The sequence below is a fragment of the Novosphingobium sp. ST904 genome (genome assembly GCF_001298105.1).
Classification (GTDB): Bacteria; Pseudomonadota; Alphaproteobacteria; order Sphingomonadales; family Sphingomonadaceae; genus Novosphingobium.
This window is the reverse complement of sequence record NZ_LGJH01000158.1, coordinates 142,020-162,405: the sequence shown is the minus strand read 5'-3', so window position 1 is coordinate 162,405 and position 20,386 is coordinate 142,020. Positions and strand designations below refer to the sequence as shown.

Below are 20,386 nucleotides of genomic sequence, written 5' to 3'. Positions count from 1 at the left end.
CGGGCAATACCAGTCCATGCCATTGATCACTCCATCTCTCGCAGGACGGCGTGAATCATAAATGGCTGGTATTGCTCAACAACTTTCGGGGCGGGCTCTAAGACAGCCGAAGTAGCGTCCGCGGCAGCCGATGCGGCGATGCCGGTAGAATATGGGGCCAGGATCACCGAGGTAAGTGACAATGGCCAGGACAATCAGGAAGGGCAGCATGAACATCAGGATTGCGCTGGCCACCAGTACATCAAAAAGCCGCCAGAGCATCGCTTCCCCAAGGTTGATCGACCTGGGTTGTGCAACAGAAGGGCGTGCATTGCTTGGCCGAAGACCGTCAGCCAAGTACACATCTTCCTGCAGACACAATGTGCGTAGTGCCGTTTCCGCCACTCAATCACTCCCTCTGACAACGCTCAGGAAGCCTGACGAGCATCCTTACTGCTTGGTTAATCAGAGCTACCACCCCCCTCTTCGCATCCGCAACATGATCTGGCTCCACTTTGGACGCGTAAAACAAAACCCGCCAAAATAGCGACATGATGGTCATTTCTGCGCAAAATCACGTAGTAAAAATCCGAGAATTAGGCACGTAAAAGCAGATTCTCGTCAACGACGGATTATTCGTTGCTCGCTGCGTAGATCGACAAGCGCTCCGCTCTCCGAGAAAGATCTGTGGTCAGCAACCTGCGCCGAATTCGTCGAATTCAACGTGCGTCCGCCTTGCAGATTGCCTGAAACCCGGCGACATCAATCGCCGAAACGACCAAAATACGTCGTTGATAAGCGAAAATGCGACCCACGAAACCGTGTGGTGCGCAATCGTAACTCCGAACAATCTTCATCCAACTTGGGGGGAGTTTCACGAACGGAAACTTCGCGTGATGATAGGGTTAACCCTCACCAGCGATCGGAATGGCTTTCAGAATCAAGTCGAAATCGCTGCACGTCCCGAAATAACGCAGGACTATTGTCAATTGAATCATCCTCATGACAGCCTCCCGCCCTCGACCGTTCAACGCGAGCCAAGTAGTGGCAGGATCGGGAACGTTCCCACATGAAGAGCCGCCAGCAAACGCGGGCGCAAGGTGCAAGTTCACCCGATAGGACCTCAGCGGCATGAGCGTTGCGGTTCTGAGACGCGCCAACCTTCGGATCGTTCGCAATCGCGGTGGGTTCGCCTTGTTCGCGTTTTCAGCCCGTGCGCTGGAACAAGTCTCGACCCTGGTCATAACGCTCCTCGCCGCGCGATTTCTGGAGCCAGCCGATTTTGGGGTGTTCAGCCTCGCGAACGTCTTCGTCATTCTCGTTCAGACGCTCACTTATACGGGAATTTTCCAGTTCGTCCTCGTTGCGAAAGCCGAAGATTCGCTGGTCGTATCAACGTGCTTCTGGCTGATACTTGCGCTGGTCGGGGCAGCGTCGCTGTTCCTGGCCGCTATCGCATTTCCCCTGGAGTGGCTTTTCGGCGCCAAAGAACTCGGCCTTGTTCTGCTGCTGCTCGCAATGGCACAGCCCGTCGCCTCGATCGTTGCCTGGTCTTCGGCGACATTGCTGCGGCGGCAGGCGGTAGCACTTAACTTCAAGTTCGTCTTCGTAGAGAACCTGGTTGCGCTGATCAGCGGCGCAATCTTGCTGTGGTACTGGCATTCGCTCTATGCCTTGGTCGCCGCGCGCTATGTGCGCATTCTGTTCGGCGCAGTGCTGTTCGTCGTGGCGGGCCGAACCTGGCCGATGTTCCAGTTCAGCATGGCTTTGGCGCGCAAGGCCACGGTCTTTTCCAGCAATCTCTATGGATCGCGCTTTCTGGCGTTTCTAGCGCGATATGCCGGCGATGTGATGCTCGGCCTGTTCCACTCGCCCGCCGATGTAGGGCTGTACCGTTTCGGCAATCGCATCGCTACCGGAGCAACTGACATTCTGACGCAGCCGATGAGCAACTTCGCCGCAACCCAATTCGGCAATTCCGCGCGTCAGGAGCAGGATCTGGCCGGACCGCTGGCCCGGTTCTCGGGCACCGTCGCCTTGCTGACGGGCATGGCGGGTGCCGTTATCATAGTTTTCGGACGAGACATCGTTTCCGCATTCTTCCAACCTTCCTATCTTGCCGCGCTGGTCGTCACTTATGCGATGAGCCTGCGCGGCGTGGCAGGTGCGGGCCAGTTACTGGTTGAACCCGCCTTCGCGGCGCTGGACCGGACGCACTGGGTCATGATGTTCAATCTGATCGCTGCCGCCCTGTCCGTGGCGGCGATCCTCATCGCCACACCTTTCGGCATCGCGGCGCTCGCATGGTCGCAAGCATTCGTGGTGCTTATCACCACGATCTGGGGCTTTCATCTCATTCGATGGAAAGGCCATGTGCGCGTCGGCCCCGCGGTCAGGAAATTCATCGCCGCCGGCGCACTCGGTCTGGCCTATTTCCTGATGCTTTACGCGCTGCGCCACTGTGGGTTCCTCATAATGTCCGCTCCCCCCATCACCACACTTGTCATCGGCCTCCTCGCTTCCGCGATGCTGGGACTCGTGTTCCTCGCCATGGCCTACCGGCTGCGCATTTTCAGCCTGGAGGTCTTTTCCGGTTAAATTCAGACCCTACGAAGGAGATGAAACCGTGCTCTATATCCAAGCTGCCCGCCTGGCATTCATCCACATTCCCAAGAACGCAGGCCAAAGCGTTCGCAATGCTCTGGCCCAATGCGATGCGCTGTGTTTTGCCGCGATGGCCACGGACCTCGGCGTCAACGAACCGGAAGCGGAGAGACTCATGGAGGCCGGCGTAACCGGCATGCCGGGGCTGGGCCGGGTCCAGCCAGAACATGTGCCGCTCGCCTTTCTCGAAAGGCACTTTCCGGCGACGTGGTCCACCCTGGTAGGTTCTCGCAGCTTCATCCTGGCGCGCCCTCCACGCGATCGCTTCTTTTCGGCGCTCTTGCAGCGTCTTCGAGAACATCGCGGGATGACAGCACTGCGCGCGGACGACCCCATATTGAAAGAGGAGGCACGGCATGTGTGTGACTGGCTCGATGCCCGGGGGCACTTCTGCGACATGGAATATATCCACTTCTCCCGCCAGTGTGACTATGCCGAGTTGGGCGGCGAACGCATCGTGACCAAGATTTTCCCGATCGACCGCATCGATGCCGCCGCGCTTTGGGTGAAGACAGAGACCGGCCTCACGATCGACATCCCGCACGATCATGCCCGGCACGAGCCGCGAAAATGGGCGGGTCCCATCCAGCCAGCGGCCCGTTTCGTTGGCCGCAAGCTGCTCCCCCCATCCCTGAAGCAGGCGATCTATCCTTTCTGGATGAAAAGCGGCGCCTTCGCCAAGGCCGCGAACCGCTACGGCTCAATCACATTGGGCGACGAAGTGGAACGGTTTATCGCCGAATATTACGCCCGCGACGAAACGCTTTACCGGGAAGCGAAGGACAACGCCGAAGCCTTCTGCAAACGCAAGGTAGCGTGAAGCAATGGCCAGCATCGATATCAACGGCAAGTTCCTGGGCGCCGGCCTAAACGGGGTTCATCGTACCGCCGCCCATTACTGCGAACAGCTCATCAAGCGAACCGCAGGCGAACATGATGTTCGCCTGCTTTCGCCGTTTGCCGCAGCATCGGCCGCCGAATTTGCACATCTTACCCCCACGCAGGCTCGCGGGCGTTGCGGCAGCGGGCAGGGTTGGGAAATGCTGACGCTGCCGAAACTGGCGCGCAGCAACCTGCTGGTCAATTTCTGCAATCTCGCTCCGCTGCTTCATGGCAACAGCGTGGTCATGATCCATGACGCGCAGACGTTCCTCTATCCGCAAGACTATTCCGGCCGCCAGGCGGCTGCCTATCGCCGCATGCTGCCGTGGATCGGACGCGCCGCCGCATATTGACCGTATCCGCTTTCGCTCGCGATGCGCTGGCCGCACATGGCATCGGGCACCACGACAAGATCGATGTCGTGCATAACGGCACGGATCACCTGCTCGGCGTGCCCGCCGATAGCACGATACTGCAGCGGCTCGGGCTACAATCGGGGCGCTTCGTCCTGACAATGGGTTCGATCAAGGGCTACAAGAACATGCGCAGCCTGTTCCGCGCCATGCACCAGCCATTGCCCGAAGGATATCGATTCGTCGTTGCTGGCGGACCATCCGGCGATCGGTACAGCATGGCTGGTTGGACGCCGCCTCCGGGCACGGTTTTCACGGGCTTCGTATCCGATGCCGAACTACGGGCGCTCTATTCCGCCGCCTCGGTATTCGTCTTCCCCTCCTTGACGGAAGGGTTCGGCCTGCCACCTGTCGAAGCGATGCATTGCCGCACCCCGGTTGTGGCCGCGCGCGCGGGAGCCATGCCGGAAGTCTGCGAAGGTGCTGCGGTGCTGGTCGATGCTGAAGATCCGTCGGCATATCGGCAGGCAATCAGCGCCATTCTGGATGATCCCATGCTCGCTGACGATTTCCGTGCGCGTGGCGCCCGTCGAGCCGCAGCGTTGACCTGGGACGCAGCAGGAGAGCGCCTTCACTCCCTGATCAGCGGGCTGGTGTAACCTCCTGGCCGAGCAGAACTTCCCGAGCCTCGCGCCTGACGCTGACCTTCAGGGCGCCGCCGCCCAATTGCCAGCAAAGCGTATCGGCGAGCGGACTTTCCCAATCCGCCACCGTCATATCCTCGCCATTGGATGTGACCCAGCGCAGATCTTCGGCTTGGCGCGCGAACTCGGTCCGGTTAGCCGCGCGGAATGCGGCCAATTCCGCGACGTGATCTTCCAGTTCGCAATCGCGCCGTTCCCAGTCGATCCAACCGATAGCGTTATCCTGGCAATAGGCATTGTTGTTACCGTGCTGGGTTCGCCCGAACTCGTCTCCTGCAGTGATCATTATCGTTCCGGTGGAAACGAACAGCGTGCCCAGCATGGCCTTGATGTCGGCATGGCGGGCAGCAAGCACCTGCGGATCGTCGCTCGAACCTTCTACGCCGTTGTTCCAACTGAAGTTATCGCCATGACCGTCGCGGTTCTGTTCGCCATTGGCCCAGTTGTGACGGTTTTCGTAAGATACGGTGTCAGCCAGAGTGAAACCGTCATGCGCGGCCAGGAAATTGATGGAGCGGCACGCTTCATCGGGCGTGACCGGGCCGAACACATCGCTGGAGCCCGCCAGCCGCGTGGCCAGCTTACCGATACCTTCCTCGCCCTTCCAGAAACGTCGCACGTCGTCGCGAAAGCGATCGTTCCATTCAAGCCATGACGCTGGAAAATTGCCGAGCTGATAGCCGCCCGGCCCGATATCCCACGGCTCTGCGATCATCACGCGGGTGGAAAGCACCGGATCCGCCGCGATTTCCGCGAAGATCGGAGCGGCTGGATCAAAACCGGGCCCGCGCGCCAGCACCGGCGCAAGATCGAACCGAAAGCCGTCCACACCGCAGCGCGTGACGAAATGGCGCATGGCGTCCAGCGCGAGCGCCGCACTGCGGGATTGGCGAAGTCCAGCGTATTGCCGCAGCCGGTGTCGTTTATCAGCGAACCGTCAGGGGCATGGGCATATGCGCCATTATCGAGCCCACGCAGCGAAATAACACCGCCCGCCACGTCACTCTCCCCGCTGTGGTTGAACACGAGATCGAGCAGAACGCCGATGCCCTCGGCGTGAAGTGCGGCCACTGTTTCGCGCAGTTCGGCGATGCCGCCCGGACACAGGCCGGGGTCGAGCGCCATCATCGCCACCGGATTGTAACCCCAGCCGTTGACGAGCCCCAGCGGCGGCAAGTGCCGCTCGTCGATCCAGGCGACCACCGGCATCAGTTCCACCGCACTCACATGCAGTTTCCTGAGGTGCGCGATCACGGAGGGATGCGCGAGGGCGGCGACTGTGCCTCGCATATGTACCGGCACGTCGGGATGAAGGCGCGTGAAACCGCGCACGTTGAGTTCGTAGATCAGCCCGCCGGGCGCGAAGTGCGGCGGCCCCGACATGAGCGGTTCGGCCGGAGCCGGGACAATGGCGCGAGGAACGATGTTCGCGGTATCCGACCCGAATTCGGCCAAAGTGCCATCCTGCACGAAACGCCGATCGAGTTCGACTGCATAGGGATCGACCAGCAGCTTCGCGGGATCGAACCAGAGCCCTTTCGGCGGCGCCCACTCGCCTGCCGCGCGGTAGCCGTAACGGGCGCCCGCCATTTCCTCCGGCAGCATCAAAACCCAATCAGGCCCGCTTCGCTCCATCGGATGGCGGACCTCATGCTCCCCCGCAAAGAGGCAGAGCCAGACCATGTCGGCGCGCGGCGCGCGCACCGCAAATCGCGTGCAGCCTTTCCCGACCGTCGCTCCCAGTGCGGTCATGCGATCAGGGAACGATAGAGCCGGGCATAAGCGGCCCCGCTGGCCTTCCAGGAAAAATCGCTCTTCATCGCGTTCTTCTGGATCGCCCGCCAGAGATCGCCACGTCCGTAAAGCTCCACCGTGCGGGTAAGTGCAGCCGCGAAGGCATCGTAGTTCACGCCATCGAACTGGACCCCGGTGGCCACGCCTGCCGCCAGGGCCGCCGGGTTGGCATCTATCACCGTATCGGCAAGTCCGCCGGTCCGCGTCACCACCGGTACGCAGCCATAAGCAAGTCCATAAAGCTGGGTCAGGCCGCAGGGTTCGAAGCGCGAAGGGACGAGAATCGCATCGCCGCCCCCTTGCATCCGATGGGAAAGATCCTCGTCGTAGCCGATCCGCACGGCTATGCGCCCCGGGTGGCGCGCCGCCGCTTCGTGCAGGGCCCGTTCGATCGCGAGATCGCCGGAGCCCAGCAGCGCCAGCCGCCCGCCGATGCCGACGAGGTGATCCAGCACCTCCAGGAGGACATCCATGCCCTTCTGCCAGGTCAGGCGGGTCACGACGATGAACAGCGGGCCATCGTCGATTTCCAGGCCGAACTCGGCTTCGAGCGCCCGCTTGTTCGCGATCCGCTTATCAAGTTGGCGAGCATTGTAGGAAACGGCCAGCGCCGGGTCGTTCGCCGGGTTCCAGAGCGCGGTATCGATCCCGTTGAGAATGCCTGAAACCGCATGACCACGCGCGGCGATTAGGCCTTCGAGCCCCATGCCGAAAGCAGCCGAGCGGATTTCACGCGCGTAAGTGGGGCTTACGGTCGTCACGGCGTTTGCGCAGGCCAGCCCCGCCTTCAACATGCCGATGCCGCCGTGATACTCCACCCCGTCCAGCGTCCATGCCTCTGGCGGAAGGCCGAGGCGCGGAAAGACTTCCGCACCGAACCAGCCCTGGAAGGCCATGTTGTGGATCGTCACGACCGAGGGGACACGCCCGCCCTCACCGCCATAAGGCGCAAAATGGAGGTAGGCATTGGCCATCGCCCCCTGCCAGTCGTGCGTATGGACAAGATCGAAGCGCTTAGGCTTGCCCCGGCTGACCACGGCGCCGCCGGCGATATCGGCGGCCGCTCGCCCGAGCGCGGAAAAGCGCTGCCAGTTGTCGCCCCAGTCCTGTCCGGCCGTGTCGGCATAGGGCGCGCCCTCCCGCGCATAAAGCGCCGGCGCGTCAAGCACGAGCAGCGGATAACCGTCGATCCTTGCCGAAAGTAGCCGCGCGGGCGACCCTACCAGCGAGTCCCACGAATGGACGGGGCGGGCCCGGCCGATCGCCTTCATCACTGAAGGATAGCCCGGAAGCAGCGTCGTCATCTCCACGTCGTGTTCGGCGAGAGCGGCGGGAAGTGCCCCTGCGACATCGGCAAGGCCACCGGTCTTGACCAGCGGCACCGCTTCGGAAGCGACGGATAGAACCTTCAACGGCATTCGCTATCCAACCCGATCACAGGCCGAGCCGGTCGATCATCGGCTTGGTGATGAGACATACTCCGTTGTCGGTTCGGCGGAAGCGCCGGCCGTCCAGTTCAGGATCCTCGCCAACGACGAGCCCTCGGGGATACGGACGCCGGAATCGATCACCACGCGCGAGAGGCGGGCATGTCGGCCGATGTTGCAATAGGGCAGGATCACTGCCTCGTTCACGGACGAAAAGCTGCCCATCTTGACCCCGGTGAACAGCAGCGAGCGCCGCGCGAGCGCGCCGGAGACGATGCAGTCCTGGCTTATCAGCGACGAGATCGCCTGCCCGCGCCGCCCCTCTTCGTCATGCACGAACTTGGCGGGCGCGGCGACGACAGTGTCGGTCCAGATCGGCCAGTCCCGATCGTACATGTCGAGCTTGGGAACGGTATCGGTCAGGTCCAGGTTGGCGTCGAAGTAGGCGTCGACAGTTCCGACGTCGCGCCAGTACTCCTCGATTTCCTCGGCGGCGCGGATGCAGGAATTGGTGAAGCGGTGGGCCTGTGCCTTACCGTGCCTGACGATGTAGGGAATGATGTCCCCGCCGAAATCGCGCCGGGAATCGGGATCTGCGGCATCCCTGCGAAGCTGTTCGAACAGAAACTCGGTGTCGAAGACGTAAATGCCCATCGAGGCGAGGCAATTGCCCGGATCGCCCGGGATCGAGGGCGGATCGGCGGGCTTTTCGAGGAACGAGGTGATCACGTCGTTCTCGTCGACATGCATGACGCCGAAAGCGGTCGCTTCCTTGCGCGGGACGACGAGGCAGCCGACCGTGACGTCCGCCCCCGAATTGACGTGCTGTTGCAGCATCAATTCGTAGTCCATCTTGTAGATGTGATCGCCTGCAAGGATCACCATGTACTTCGGACTGTAGGAGGCAATGATGTCGATGTTCTGGAACACCGCGTCGGCAGTGCCTTCGTACCACAGCAACTCGGATATGCGCTGGCTGGCGGGGAGGATGTCGAAGCTCTCGTTCCGCTCGGGCCGCATGAAGTTCCAGGCACGGTTCATGTGCCGGATCAGGCTATGCGCCTTGTACTGCGTGGCGACGCCGATGCGGCGGATGCCCGAATTGATCGCGTTCGACAGCGCGAAATCGATGATCCGGCTCATGCCCCCGAAATAGACTGCCGGCTTGGCCCGGTTGTCCGTCAGTTCACTAAGCCGGCTGCCGCGTCCGCCGGCAAGGACATAGGCCATGGCATCGCGCGCGAGTGGCGATCCGGTCGGCGTCCTCATTGCACTCACTCTCCTTCGTATCTCGTTTCAGCCTGCGTATTCGAGCATGATCGTTGCCAATGGCGGCAGTGTTACCATGGCTTGCCCGTCCGCGGCCTTGACTTGCCCCAAGTTGCCTTTGCCGGTCCCGCCATAATGACGGGAATCGCTATTGAGGATTTCGTTCCATTTGCCGTCATGCGGCAGCGGCAGTCCATACCCCGTATGCATGGCCGAGGTCATGTTGGAGATCACCGCGATCGGCCTGGAACCGGGCGCCTTGCGCAGCCAGGCGAAGACGGAATTCTGCGCATCGTCCACCACCAGCCACTCGAACCCGTCGCCCTCGCAGTCCCCGGCGTGGAGCGCGGGTTTCTGGCAATAGATGCGATTGAGGTCCTTCACGAGATTGCGGATGCCTTCGTGCGCGGGCGCATCACGGAGTTCCCAATCCAGAGCGCGTTCCTCGCTCCATTCGCGGCGCTGCGCGAACTCCTGCCCCATGAACAGCAGCTTCTTGCCCGGATAGCCCCACATCAAGCCGTAGTAGGCGCGCAGATTGGCGAATTTCTGCCAGTCGTCTCCGCTCATCTTGTTGAGCAGCGAGCCCTTGCCGTGCACCACTTCATCATGGCTGAGCGGCAGGACGTAGTTCTCCGAGAAGGCATACATCAGCCCGAACGTCAGATCGTCGTGGTGATAGCGCCGATGCACGGGGTCGCGCGCCATGTAGCGCAGCGTGTCATGCATGAAGCCCATGTTCCACTTGAAGCCGAAGCCCAGCGCCGAAGCCCGTTCTCCCTCGGGCACGTCGTAGGCGGGCTGAGTGACGCCCGGCCAGGCCGTCGATTCCTCGGCGATAGTGAAGACGCCGGGATGCTGGGCATAGATCGCTTGGTTCGTCGCGCGCAGGAAGTCCACCGCTTCCCAGTTCTCGCGTCCGCCCTGGGCGTTGGGGATCCACTCCCCTTCCTTGCGCGAGTAATCCCGGTAGAGCATCGAGGCCACCGCATCCACGCGCAGCCCGTCTATGTGATAGCGCTCTGCCCAGAACAGCGCGTTGTTGACGAGGAAGCTCGCCACTTCGCGCCGACCAAAATTGTAGATCAGCGTGTTCCAGTCCGGCTGGAAGCCAAGTCGCGGGTCCTGATGTTCGTAAAGCGCGGTGCCGTCGAAACGGACAAGCCCATGGTCGTCGGTCGGGAAATGGGCGGGAACCCAGTCCAGGATCACGCCGATTCCGGCCCGGTGCGCGCCATCCACGAAACGCGCGAAGCCCGCCGGTTCCCCGAAACGGGAACTGGGGGCATAGAGTCCGGTCGCCTGATAACCCCAGGATGGATCGTAGGGGTGCTCGCTGATCGGCAGGAATTCGATATGGGTGAAACCCATCTCGACGACATAGGGGATCAGGCGGTCGGCAAGGTCGTCCCAGTTAAGGAACCAGTTGAAGCGATCCCGCTGCCACGAACCCGCGTGGACTTCATAGATCGAGACGGGAACCTTGCGTGGATCGATCGAGGCCCAGTGCGCGCGGTGCGCTTCGTCACCCCAGTCCAGCTTGGCGGGGTGCGCGGTCATCGAGGCGGTGGCGGGCCGGATTTCCGACATGAAGGCGAAGGGATCCGCCTTTAGCGGCTGGACCATACCGTCGGCACCGATGATATGGTACTTGTAGGCGCGGTAGTCCGCGATATCCGGGATGAAGATTTCCCAGACGCCGATGTCGCTGCGATCGCGCATGACATGGCGGCGAGGGTCCCAGTCATTGAAATCCCCCACGACGCTTACCAGTTGCGCATTGGGCGCCCAGACCGCGAAGTGGACGCCGTTCGCGCCTTCGTGGCGGATGATATGAGCGCCGAGCTTGTCGAACAGCCGGAAATGCGTGCCTTGCGCGATCAGCAGGTCGTCGACAGGGCCCAGCACCGGGCCGAAAGTATAGGGATCGGTGACAAGCCAGTCGCTGTCCCGCGCCGTGCAGCGATAGCGGATCGGCTGGGGCTTTCCCACCAGCTTGCCTTCGAACAGGAACCGGTCATCGACCTTGCCCAGCATGCCCAGCCGGCGGCCGTCGAGGCTGAAGGCCTCCACCGTCTCCGCGCCCGGCAGGATCGCGCGGGCATACGTCCCGTCAGGACCGGAAAGCGCGCCGAGAAGAGAGAACGGGTCGGCGTTGAGGCCTTCCAGCAGGGATTCGATGGCGCTTTCTGGTGGTTTCACAGGACTTTCCAAATATCTCTGGCATATTCGGAAATCGTCCGATCCGAAGAGAACCAACCGACGTTGGCAATGTTCCTGATCGCGGCAGCGCGCCACCCGGCGACATCCTCCCACCGGGCGTCGATCGAGCGCTGGGCAGCGGCGTAACTGTCGAAATCGGCGGCGCACATGAACCAGTCATGCTCGTGGATGCCGCGGATCAGATCCTTGTAACGGTCCGGATCATCGGGCGAAAATACGCCGGATGCGATGGCGGTGAGCGCCTGGCTCAGTTCGCGCGAACCATCGATCACTTCGCGCGGATTGTATCCGTTGGCGCGCTTGTGGGCGACTTCCTCGGCGGTAAGGCCGAAGATCACGATATTGTCGTCGCCGACATGATCCTTGATCTCGACATTCGCGCCGTCAAGCGTGCCGATGGTGAGCGCACCATTGAGCGCGAACTTCATGTTGCCCGTGCCCGAAGCCTCCATGCCCGCGGTCGAAATCTGTTCCGACAGGTCGGCGGCGGGAATGATCCGTTCCGCCAGGCTGACATTGTAGTTCGGCACGAACACGACCTTGAGCAGCCCGCCCACCGAGGGGTCGGCATTGATGCGGCGCGCCACGTCGTTGGCCAGTTTGATCACCAGCTTCGCATTGTGATAGCTGGACGCAGCCTTGCCGCCGAAGATCTTCACGCGCGGCACCCAGTCGCGCTCGGGATGGCTGCGGATCTGGTCGTAGAGCGCAACCGTTTCAATCAGGTTCAGAAGCTGCGCTTGTATTCGTGAATGCGCTTGATCTGGACGTCGAACAGCGCGTCCGGATGAGACGGATCCCCATGGTCTTCTTGATGTAGTCCGACAGCACGACCTTGTTGGCCCGCTTCACTTCGGCCACCCGCTCGCCGAACTGCCTGTCGTCCGCGAAGGCGTTGAGGTCAGCGAGCCGGGCCGCATCGTCGAGGAAGGCATCGCCGATCGCCTCGCGGATCACTTTGGTGAGCCCCGGATTGCACTGTTGCAGCCAGCGGCGGGGGGTGACGCCATTGGTCTTGTTGTTGATCCGGTCAGGGTAGAGCTTGTGGAGATCGGCGAAGACCGTCTCCTTCATCAGCTCCGTGTGAAGCGCCGCCACGCCGTTCACTGAATGAGCGCCGACGAACGCAAGGTTCGCCATGCGCACGCGGCGCTCTCCGTTCTCGTCGATCAGCGAGATCGCGGCGATCTCCGCGTCGCTGCACCCCGCCTTGCGCGCTTCGCGAAGGACGCGGCTGTTGATCGCGTAGATGATCTGCATGTGGCGCGGCAGCAGCCGTTCGAACAGCGGCAGGGGCCAGGATTCCAGCGCCTCCGGCAGAAGCGTGTGGTTGGTATAGGACACCGTGCGGCGGCAGATGTCCCAGGCTTCGTTGAACTCCAGTCCAGTTTCGTCGACAAGCAGGCGCATCAGTTCGGCCACGGCCACTGACGGATGCGTGTCGTTGAGCTGGATCGCCGCCTTGTCCGGCAGGGTGCGGATATCGCCTTCGTACTGGATATGGCGGCGCACGATGTCCTGGATCGAGGCGGCCGTGAAGAAATACTCCTGCCGCAGGCGCAGTTCCTGTCCGGCGGAGCTGGAATCGGCGGGATAAAGCACGCGCACGAGACTGTCCGCCCGCACCTGTTCCGACAGGGCGCCGAAATGATCACCTGCGTTGAAGGCATCGAGCTTGATCGGGTCGAGCGGGCTCGCCGTCCAGAGGCGCAGGGTGTTCACGCGCTTGCCGCGCCAGCCCACCACAGGGGTATCGATCGCGGTCGCCTCGACATGTTCGGCCGGATGCCAGAAAACGCCGTCCCCCTCGGCCACGACTTCGCCGCCGAAACCTATGCGGTATGTGCTTTCGAGCCGCTCGAACTCCCAGGGATTGCCGTGGGCCAGCCAGGTTTCCGGCAGCTCCACCTGCCAGCCGTCGTCAATGCGCTGACGGAACATCCCGTTCACGTAGCGGATACCATAACCGTAAGCCGGGATGTCGAGCGTCGCGAGGCTCTCCATGAAACACGCGGCGAGACGGCCAAGGCCGCCGTTGCCGAGCGCCGCATCAGGCTCCAGCTCCTCCAGCGCGGCGAGATCGAGCCCATGGGCGCGAAGGGCCGCCTCGAACTCGCGCGTCATGCCCATGTTCGAGAGGGCATCGCGCAGGAGGCGGCCGATCAGGAACTCCATCGAGAGGTAGTAGACCCGCTTCCCGCTGGAATCGTAGGTACGCCGGGTGGAATCTATCCACTTCTCGATGATCTCGTCACGCAAGGCGAGGATCGAGGCGGTGTACCAGTCATGCTGCTTGGCGGCACGCTCGTCCTTTCCGACGCGCTGGCGAAGCACTCTGACGATATGCTTGTCCATTTCCGAGGGAATTGCAGCCTTGCTGCTGGCAACAGGATCGGTAGCCACGGGCGCACTCCTGATCTGGCCGTCGCAGGCGCGTTCGAAAAAGCCCTGCAATCAGTATAGTTTAGAGCCGGGATCCGAAGAGGTCGCCTCCGCATTTTCCCATGCTTTCATCCAATGGCTACCACAGCGCTGCCTTGCGGCAAGCATCATTGTGCAGCGCCGCAAAAAATTCGCGCAAGCGGCCGCTCGATGGTATGGGCGAAGGGCAATCCCATCGCGGAAGGTGTGCATGAGCCTGACCGAAACCGAAGATGCCCTGCCTGCGCCCGGCGCGTCCGCGGAGCCCTGCTCCGCCCCTGCCCCCGACATGCCGTGGTGGAAGGGCGCATCGATCTACCAGATCTACCCGCGCAGCTTCCAGGACACCAACGGAGACGGCGTGGGCGATCTCGCAGGGATCACGCGGCGGCTGCACCATGTTGCCCGGCTGGGTGTAGATGCGATCTGGATATCGCCCTTCTTCACCTCCCCGATGCGCGACTTCGGCTACGATGTGGCCGATTACTGCGGGATAGACCCGGTGTTCGGCACCATGGCCGATTTCGACGCGCTGGTGGCGCACGCCCATGCCCTCGGGCTCAAGGTAATCATCGACCAGGTCTACGCCCATACCTCGGACCAGCACCCCTGGTTCGCGGAAAGCGCTCCGACCGCGGCAACCCGAAGGCGGACTGGTACGTCTGGAACGATCCGAAGGAAGACGGTACCCCGCCCTGCAACTGGCAGTCGGTGTTCGGCGGTCCCGCATGGACCTGGGACGGGCGCCGCCGCCAGTACTACATGCACACGTTCCTCAAGGAACAGCCCCAGCTCAACATGCATAACCCGGCCGTGCAGGACACGGTGCTCGGCGTAGCGCGATACTGGCTGGAGCGCGGGGTCGACGGGTTCCGGCTCGATGCGCTCAACCACGCGATGCACGACCCGCTCCTGCGCGACAATCCGCCCGCCCCCGCAGATGGCCGCCTGCGAACCCGGCCCTTCGACTTCCAGCTCAAGACCTTCAGCCAGTCCCACCCCGATATGGTGCGCTTCGTCGAACGCCTGCGCGCGGTGTGCGACGAACATGGCGCGGTTCACACCGTAGCCGAAATTGGCGGAGATCATCCGCAGGCGGACCGGCGCGCCTATACCGAAGGCGAACGCCGCCTCAATAGCGCCTACGGGTTCGACTTCCTCTATGCGCCCGCGCTCACGGCGCAGTTCGTCGCCGACACGCTCCGGCGCTGGGAACTCGCGCCGGGCGAAACCGGCGGCTGGCCAAGTTGGGCATTCGAGAACCACGATGCGCCCCGCGCCGTTTCACGCTGGAGCGCCCCGCAGGATCAAGCGCCGTTCGAACGCGTGAAGATGGCACTGCTCATGGCGCTGCGCGGCAATGTTATCCTCTACCAGGGAGAGGAACTGGGCCTCGTGCAGGATGAGATTCCGTTCGAACAGCTCCAGGACCCGGAAGCCATTGCCAACTGGCCCCTCACCCTTTCGCGGGACGGCGCCCGAACGCCCCTGCCGTGGGATGATGCCCCGCTGGGCGGCTTTACAGGCGGCGAGCCGTGGCTACCGCTTTCGGCCGAGAACCTCACCCGCGCGGTGTCCGTGCAGGAAGCCGATCCTGCCTCGCTCCTGCACTTCACCCGCAAGGTGCTGGCCCTACGGAATGCAAGCCGGGCGCTTCACCATGGCACGCTGGCCGAATGCACGGCCGATGGCGCGCTGCTCTCGTTCGACCGCGCAGAAGGTGGGGAGCGCGTGCGATGCCTGTTCAATCTCTCCGCCGATCCGATAGCCTTTGCCCTGCCCGCCGAGGGCGAGGTGCTGCTCGCGGTGAACGGGGCAACGAAGGCCGGTCTTCCTGCCTATGCCGCGCTCTGGCTTACGATATGAGATGACGTTTTCACTGGCCCGCAGCACGCTGCTCTGGCTAGAGGCGGGCCATGAGACCAGTCCTCCTCGCCGCCGCCGCCTCGCTCTGTGCGATCCTGACGCCGGCCCCTGCCATGGCTGAAGCGATCGTAGTCACGTCCCCGCAAGCGCTTCCCGCCGCTCATGACCGTCCGCGCGTGTTCCTGGGCGGAAGCATCGACATGGGTTCTGCCCCGGACTGGCAGAAGCAAGTGATCGCGGCTCTGCAGGACGAGAACGTGACCCTGCTCAACCCGCGCCGTCCAGACTGGAACCCGGCCTGGAAGCCCGAGGCGGACGAACCGGAGTTCCGCAAACAGGTGGAATGGGAACTCGCCGCGCTGGAAAGTGCCGACGTGATCGTCCTCTATCTCGCTCCGGGATCGCAGAGCCCGGTGAGCCTGCTCGAACTCGGCCTCCACGCACGGACAGGCAAAGTCGTGCTGCTCTGCCCGCCCGGCTTCTGGCGCAAGGGCAACGTCGACATCACGGGTGAGCGCTACGGCGTGGAGCAGGTCGCAAGCCTGGACGAGTTGATCGCCGCGACGCGCAAGCGCGTGGCACACGCCGCCGCGAGCCTCAAGGCCGCGAAATAGCCCGGCCCTTTACTGCTGGGTCCATTCCACGCGGTACAGATCGAAACGGCGATCCTTGAGATTCTGCACCGCGCCCGACTGGCGCGCGGTGAGCAGCGCGTCGAGGCTGAGGTCGGCGATGGCGATCGTCTCCGTGTTCGGCGCTGTATCCGCGGCCACCCCGTCACGCGCGAAGGGGAAGTCCGAAGGGGTCAGGATCGCGCTCTCGGCGTAGTGGACATCCATGTTCTCGACGTTCGGCAGATTGCCCACCACGCCCGAAGTAACGACGTAGCACTGGTTCTCCACCGCCCGTGCCTGACAGCAGTAGCGAACGCGCAGGAAGCCGCGCCGTTCGTCCGTGCAGAAAGGGACGAAAAGCATGAGCGCGCCCTGGTTGACGAGGTGGCGGGAAAGCTCCGGGAACTCGCTGTCATAGCAGATCATCACCCCGATGGGTCCGCAGTCGGTGGGGATCACATTGGCGCCGTACCCGCCCTTGATGTTCCACCAGCGGCGCTCCGAAGGGGTGGGATGAAGCTTCTGCGTTTCGTGCACGGCGCCGTCCCGCAGGAAGGTATAGGCGATGTTGCGGATCTCGCTCTTGCCCTGCCCCAGCTTCACCCTGGTCGGGTGCGATCCGCCGATGATGTTGATGTTGTAGCTCACCGCCATGCGCTGCATGAATTCGACGAAGCGCTCGGTGTAATCCGCAATCTTTTCAATGGCGGCGGCGGGTTCGAGCTTGGTCTCCTCGATCGAAAGCAGCTCCAGCGTGAACAGTTCCGGAAACACCACGAAGTCGCTCTCGTAATCGGCGGCCACGTCGATCCAGTATTCGACCTGCTCCTCGAACTGGTCGATCGCCTCGATCTTGCGCATCATGAACTGGACGGTCGCGACGCGCACGGTGGACGGCACGCGTTCCTTGAATCCCGGCACAGCCTTGCCGGTATCGCGCGGCGCAAGCGGGTTGGTCCAGTACATGATGACGGCATTGCCGCCGCTTTCCTTGTCGTTGGGGATGTAGTCCGGCAGAATCCCGCGCGGCTCGTAACCCTCGTTCATCTGGAACTGGATGACCTGATCGCGGACCTTCTTGTCCTTCACCGCCTGCACATAGTCGGCCGGGTTCGGATACTGGCGCCTGCGGCGCGAATAGCCCGGCATGCGGCCAGCGAAGGCGATGCCCTTCAGTTCGAAGTACTGGCACAGTTCCTTCCGCTTGCGGTAGAGCCGCTGGCCGATGCGCAAGCGCCGATAGTCGGGGTCGACGCAGACCTCGAAGCCGTAGAGCACATCCCCGTCGTCAGCGGGGGGGCGACCGTAGCCGCCGTTGCTGATCTCCTCCCAGCTATGCGGGCGAAAGGCCTGCTCCGCCGTGACGATCATCGTCGCACAATGGCCGACCACCCTGCCGTCGTATTCGGCCACGAACTGGCCCTCGGGAAAATTGATGATCTGCCCGCGAACTTCGGCGCGGGTGAAGGCGTCCGCCTTGCCGTAGACTTTTACCGAGAGCCTCGCGATGGCCGGAGCATCGGCGACGGTGGCGGCGCGGATGATGAGTTTGGCTTTGGTCTGGTCCATGGCCCAACACTACGCGCGGCGGGGCTCGGGGTTCCAGTCCTGAAAATGACTCTTTTCCCGTCGCTTGCGGGATATTTTTGCCAGGTCGCTCGTTATCCCTCTCGAAAGGAGAGAGATATGAGCGTCACACTCATTGCCCTCGCCCTGTTTGGTTGCAGCGATGACGGAGCGGCTTGCGAAAGACTGCCTGCTCCCGTGCAGACCTATGAATCGCGCGCTGCCTGTGCGGCTGGCATCGAAGGCGCCCTGGCCACCGATGCCGCGCTGAAGGCGGACGCTCCGACCGTTTATGCGCAGTGCCTGTCGAACAGCCAGCTTGCCGCTCTCGGCAAGGGAACGGTCGATCTCCGGCAGGTCAACGGAGTTCAGTTCGCGGCAAGATGATGAAATACGTATCCCGGCACGGACCTTGGGAAATCGGTAGCCACGCCCTGCCGTCACCTGAGGGAAAGTCCGGGGGCACAGGGGCGTCGGCACATGTCGGCGCCCCTGCTATTTGGCGAATTGGCCCGCCCCGGCTTTGGCCGGAGCTCTTGGCCGGAATTGGCCGGGGCCTTGGAAAGGGTCAGCCCCGTCCGCGGTAGCTCTGCACGCCCTGATCCGGCACCCAAAGCCCTTCGGGGGCCGCGCCGGACTGCCAGAACACGTCGATGGGAATCCCGCCGCGCGGATACCAGTAGCCGCCGATACGCAGCCAGCGAGGCTTCATTTCGTCGAACAGGCGCTGGCCGATGCCGACAGTCACGTCCTCATGGAAACCGTTATGGTTGCGGAACGCGCCGAGGAACAGCTTGAGGCTCTTCGATTCGACGATCGTTTCGCCGGGCGCATAGTCGATCACGAGATGCGCGAAATCCGGCTGTCCGGTTACCGGGCAAAGCGAGGTGAACTCCGGCGCCGCGAAACGCACGAGATAGAGGCTGCCCTGACGCGGGTTCGGCACATAATCGAGCACGGCCTCCTCGGGCGAGGCAGGCAAGGCGCTGTTCTGGCCGAGGTGCAGCGGGTTCATGGAAATGTCAGTCATGCCCGTCTTGATAGGAGCCGCGAGCCCGCGCTTCAACCCGCCCGGTCCTTGGGGAAAGCTGCCAGCGGCGCGATTGCCCCGCATGGCTTGTTTCGGCTATGATCGCCAACGTCTCGCCGCGCGGCCCAAGGGCATTAACTCGGGGTTCAGCGCGGAGCCCTTTTGGGGCTTGGGAGGATGATGCGGGGCACTGTGACTGAAATCGCGACCACTCTTTCACGCGCGGCACTGACGCTGGGTCTCTTGGCGGGACCGGTTGCAGTTCATGCGCAATCGACGACCTGGAGCCTGCCGCCCGGCGCGCAGGACAGCCAGAACCCGCCCCGCGCGCAGGGACCGGTCGATCCGCAGGTGCCGGTCGTCGCCCCGCGCGAAACCGCGCCTGACGCAGCGGCAACCCCGCCAGCCAGCACGCCATCGGCGCGGCCAGGCCCCGTGCCCACGGTAACGCCGCCGCCGCCACCCGCCGCGCGCGCCACCGAGCGCCCGCAGCCGCGCCCTGCCGCCTCGGCCACCCCGGCACGCCCGGCGATCGCGCCCGAAACCCCGCCATCGGCGCGTCCCGAACCGGCAAGCCCTTCCCCGGAAGTCCCGGCCTCACCCGCTGCCGTGCCGGCGCCCAGCGCAAGCGCCCCCCCGGTTTCCGAAGGCAGTCCGGCAACGGCCTCCCAAGCTCCGTCGGAACCCGCCGCCTCGCCGCACTGGCCCGAATGGTGGCTAGCCATTCCCGCAGCCCTCCTTGCCGCTGCCGGGGGCGTATTCGTTCTGCTGCGCCGCCGCCGGACACCTGCGACCGCATGGGAAGAAGCCGGTCTCGAACCTGAAGCGGAACCCGAGGACGAACTTCTCGACGAACCGGCGAAGCCTGCCGCACCTGCCGCCGTGACCGCCCTTGAACCGCCGCCGACCGCTGCTCCGGCTGGCCCCGAACCCATTCCTGTTACCCAGTCCTTCTCCGGTGAAGTTCAGGGCAACGACATCGAGATCGTCTTCGAGCCGGTCGCCCTGCGCCTGTCGCTGGTCTACGCCACGCTGCAATACCGCCTCGCGGTTACCGCACCGCCTGCGGGCCTGCCCGGAGGCCTTCGCATTTTGGCCGACATGATCTCCGCTCACGCCTCGCTCTCGCAGGCGGAACAACTCGCCCCCGATCCGTCGGCCCAGCCGCTCCGGCACAGCGTCGAGGCCCTGGCAGCCGGAGAAACGCGCGAATTCAAGGGCGAACTGCAATTGCCGCTCAGCGCCATCCGCGTGATGCGGCAGGGACAGGCCAGCCTCTTCGTGCCGCTGGTGCGGCTGTCCTTCTTTGGCGAACATGGCCTTTCCGCACGCCGCGTCTTCACGCTCGGCCTTCCCGGAGAGGGACCGGGGGTGTCTCCGCTGCGTCTCGATACCGGCCCGCGCGATCATGCCCAGATTGCCTCGCGCGAAATCGAGGCAGCCCGCACGATGGGCGTCGATACTACCGGCCTCTTGCCTCTCGACCCGCGCCGCGCGGCGGTTTAAGCCTTTCCGCGCAAGCGGGCTCCTCCCCGCAAGAGTCAGTTTCCGATAGCCCCGCGCCTTGCGGAACTTGACGATGCCGGCCACACGA

General features: G+C 63.3%; 13 protein-coding genes and 4 pseudogenes. 9 read left to right on the top strand and 8 right to left on the bottom strand.

Going from position 1 to position 20,386, the window contains the following annotated elements; translation table 11 throughout:
* Positions 1 to 75 precede the first annotated feature (75 nt).
* Complete coding sequence (locus ADT71_RS34260) at positions 76 to 384, bottom strand: sugar transferase (RefSeq protein ID WP_231636088.1); 309 nt, start codon at positions 382 to 384, stop codon at positions 76 to 78.
* A gap of 726 nt (positions 385 to 1,110) precedes the next feature.
* Here ADT71_RS34260 and ADT71_RS21530 point away from each other — a divergent pair.
* Genes ADT71_RS21530 through ADT71_RS34250 form a run of 4 tightly spaced genes read left to right on the top strand, consistent with a single transcriptional unit; the run spans position 1,111 to position 4,537 of the window.
* Positions 1,111 to 2,577 (top strand): oligosaccharide flippase family protein, encoded by a 1,467-nt coding sequence (locus ADT71_RS21530; RefSeq protein ID WP_054440114.1) that lies wholly within the window; start codon positions 1,111 to 1,113, stop codon positions 2,575 to 2,577.
* Between the two features lie 28 nt (positions 2,578 to 2,605).
* Entirely contained in the window at positions 2,606 to 3,463 is an 858-nt protein-coding gene (locus tag ADT71_RS21525; protein WP_054440112.1) for a hypothetical protein, read from the top strand.
* 4 nt (positions 3,464 to 3,467) lie between these two features.
* Complete coding sequence (locus ADT71_RS34255; protein ID WP_231636087.1) at positions 3,468 to 3,878, top strand: hypothetical protein; 411 nt, start codon at positions 3,468 to 3,470, stop codon at positions 3,876 to 3,878.
* Positions 3,851 to 4,537, top strand: coding sequence for a glycosyltransferase family 1 protein (locus ADT71_RS34250; RefSeq protein WP_231636086.1), 687 nt, complete (start codon positions 3,851 to 3,853; stop codon positions 4,535 to 4,537). Before ADT71_RS34255 ends, ADT71_RS34250 begins: the two co-directional genes overlap by 28 nt.
* On the opposite strand, the pseudogene glgX reads toward ADT71_RS34250, so the two are convergent.
* From glgX to ADT71_RS21495, 5 genes and pseudogenes are all read right to left on the bottom strand, one after another.
* Positions 4,521 to 6,334 (bottom strand): annotated as a pseudogene (gene glgX, locus ADT71_RS21515) (glycogen debranching protein GlgX). The gene ADT71_RS34250 and the pseudogene glgX overlap by 17 nt on opposite strands.
* Positions 6,331 to 7,794, bottom strand: a complete 1,464-nt coding sequence (gene glgA / locus ADT71_RS21510) for a glycogen synthase GlgA (protein ID WP_054440110.1) — start codon at positions 7,792 to 7,794, stop codon at positions 6,331 to 6,333. The pseudogene glgX and the gene glgA overlap by 4 nt, the downstream one beginning before the upstream one ends.
* A 16-nt stretch (positions 7,795 to 7,810) precedes the next feature.
* Positions 7,811 to 9,072 (bottom strand): annotated as a pseudogene (glgC, locus tag ADT71_RS21505) (glucose-1-phosphate adenylyltransferase).
* Between the two features lie 27 nt (positions 9,073 to 9,099).
* Positions 9,100 to 11,274, bottom strand: coding sequence for a 1,4-alpha-glucan branching protein GlgB (gene glgB / locus ADT71_RS21500; protein ID WP_054440108.1), 2,175 nt, complete (start codon positions 11,272 to 11,274; stop codon positions 9,100 to 9,102).
* Positions 11,271 to 13,650, bottom strand: a pseudogene (locus ADT71_RS21495) (glycogen/starch/alpha-glucan phosphorylase). The gene glgB and the pseudogene ADT71_RS21495 overlap by 4 nt, the downstream one beginning before the upstream one ends.
* On the opposite strand from ADT71_RS21495, the pseudogene ADT71_RS35930 reads away from it, so the two are divergent.
* The 3 genes and pseudogenes from ADT71_RS35930 to ADT71_RS21485 all read left to right on the top strand — a co-directional run.
* Positions 13,538 to 15,057: pseudogene (locus tag ADT71_RS35930) on the top strand (alpha-amylase family glycosyl hydrolase); the annotation flags it as partial. The pseudogenes ADT71_RS21495 and ADT71_RS35930 sit on opposite strands and share 113 nt — an antisense overlap.
* On the top strand, positions 15,049 to 15,582 hold the full coding sequence (locus ADT71_RS35925; RefSeq protein ID WP_369818319.1) for a DUF3459 domain-containing protein: 534 nt from the start codon (positions 15,049 to 15,051) through the stop codon (positions 15,580 to 15,582). The pseudogene ADT71_RS35930 and the gene ADT71_RS35925, both read left to right, overlap by 9 nt.
* 50 nt (positions 15,583 to 15,632) lie before the next feature.
* On the top strand, positions 15,633 to 16,196 hold the full coding sequence (locus ADT71_RS21485; RefSeq protein ID WP_054440106.1) for a nucleoside 2-deoxyribosyltransferase domain-containing protein: 564 nt from the start codon (positions 15,633 to 15,635) through the stop codon (positions 16,194 to 16,196).
* Between the two features lie 9 nt (positions 16,197 to 16,205).
* On the opposite strand, the gene ADT71_RS21480 is transcribed toward ADT71_RS21485, so the two are convergent.
* A complete protein-coding gene (locus ADT71_RS21480) occupies positions 16,206 to 17,765 on the bottom strand; it encodes a bifunctional GNAT family N-acetyltransferase/carbon-nitrogen hydrolase family protein (RefSeq protein WP_054440105.1) in 1,560 nt (519 codons plus the stop codon).
* A 117-nt stretch (positions 17,766 to 17,882) separates the two neighbouring features.
* On the opposite strand from ADT71_RS21480, the gene ADT71_RS21475 reads away from it, so the two are divergent.
* Positions 17,883 to 18,149, top strand: a complete 267-nt coding sequence (locus ADT71_RS21475) for a hypothetical protein (protein ID WP_054440102.1) — start codon at positions 17,883 to 17,885, stop codon at positions 18,147 to 18,149.
* A gap of 181 nt (positions 18,150 to 18,330) precedes the next feature.
* On the opposite strand, the gene queF is transcribed toward ADT71_RS21475, so the two are convergent.
* A complete protein-coding gene (gene queF / locus ADT71_RS21470) occupies positions 18,331 to 18,792 on the bottom strand; it encodes a preQ(1) synthase (RefSeq protein WP_197283097.1) in 462 nt (153 codons plus the stop codon).
* A 192-nt stretch (positions 18,793 to 18,984) separates the two neighbouring features.
* On the opposite strand from queF, the gene ADT71_RS21465 reads away from it, so the two are divergent.
* Positions 18,985 to 20,298, top strand: a complete 1,314-nt coding sequence (locus ADT71_RS21465; protein WP_132469481.1) for a hypothetical protein — start codon at positions 18,985 to 18,987, stop codon at positions 20,296 to 20,298.
* The last annotated feature ends 88 nt before the right edge of the window (positions 20,299 to 20,386 follow it).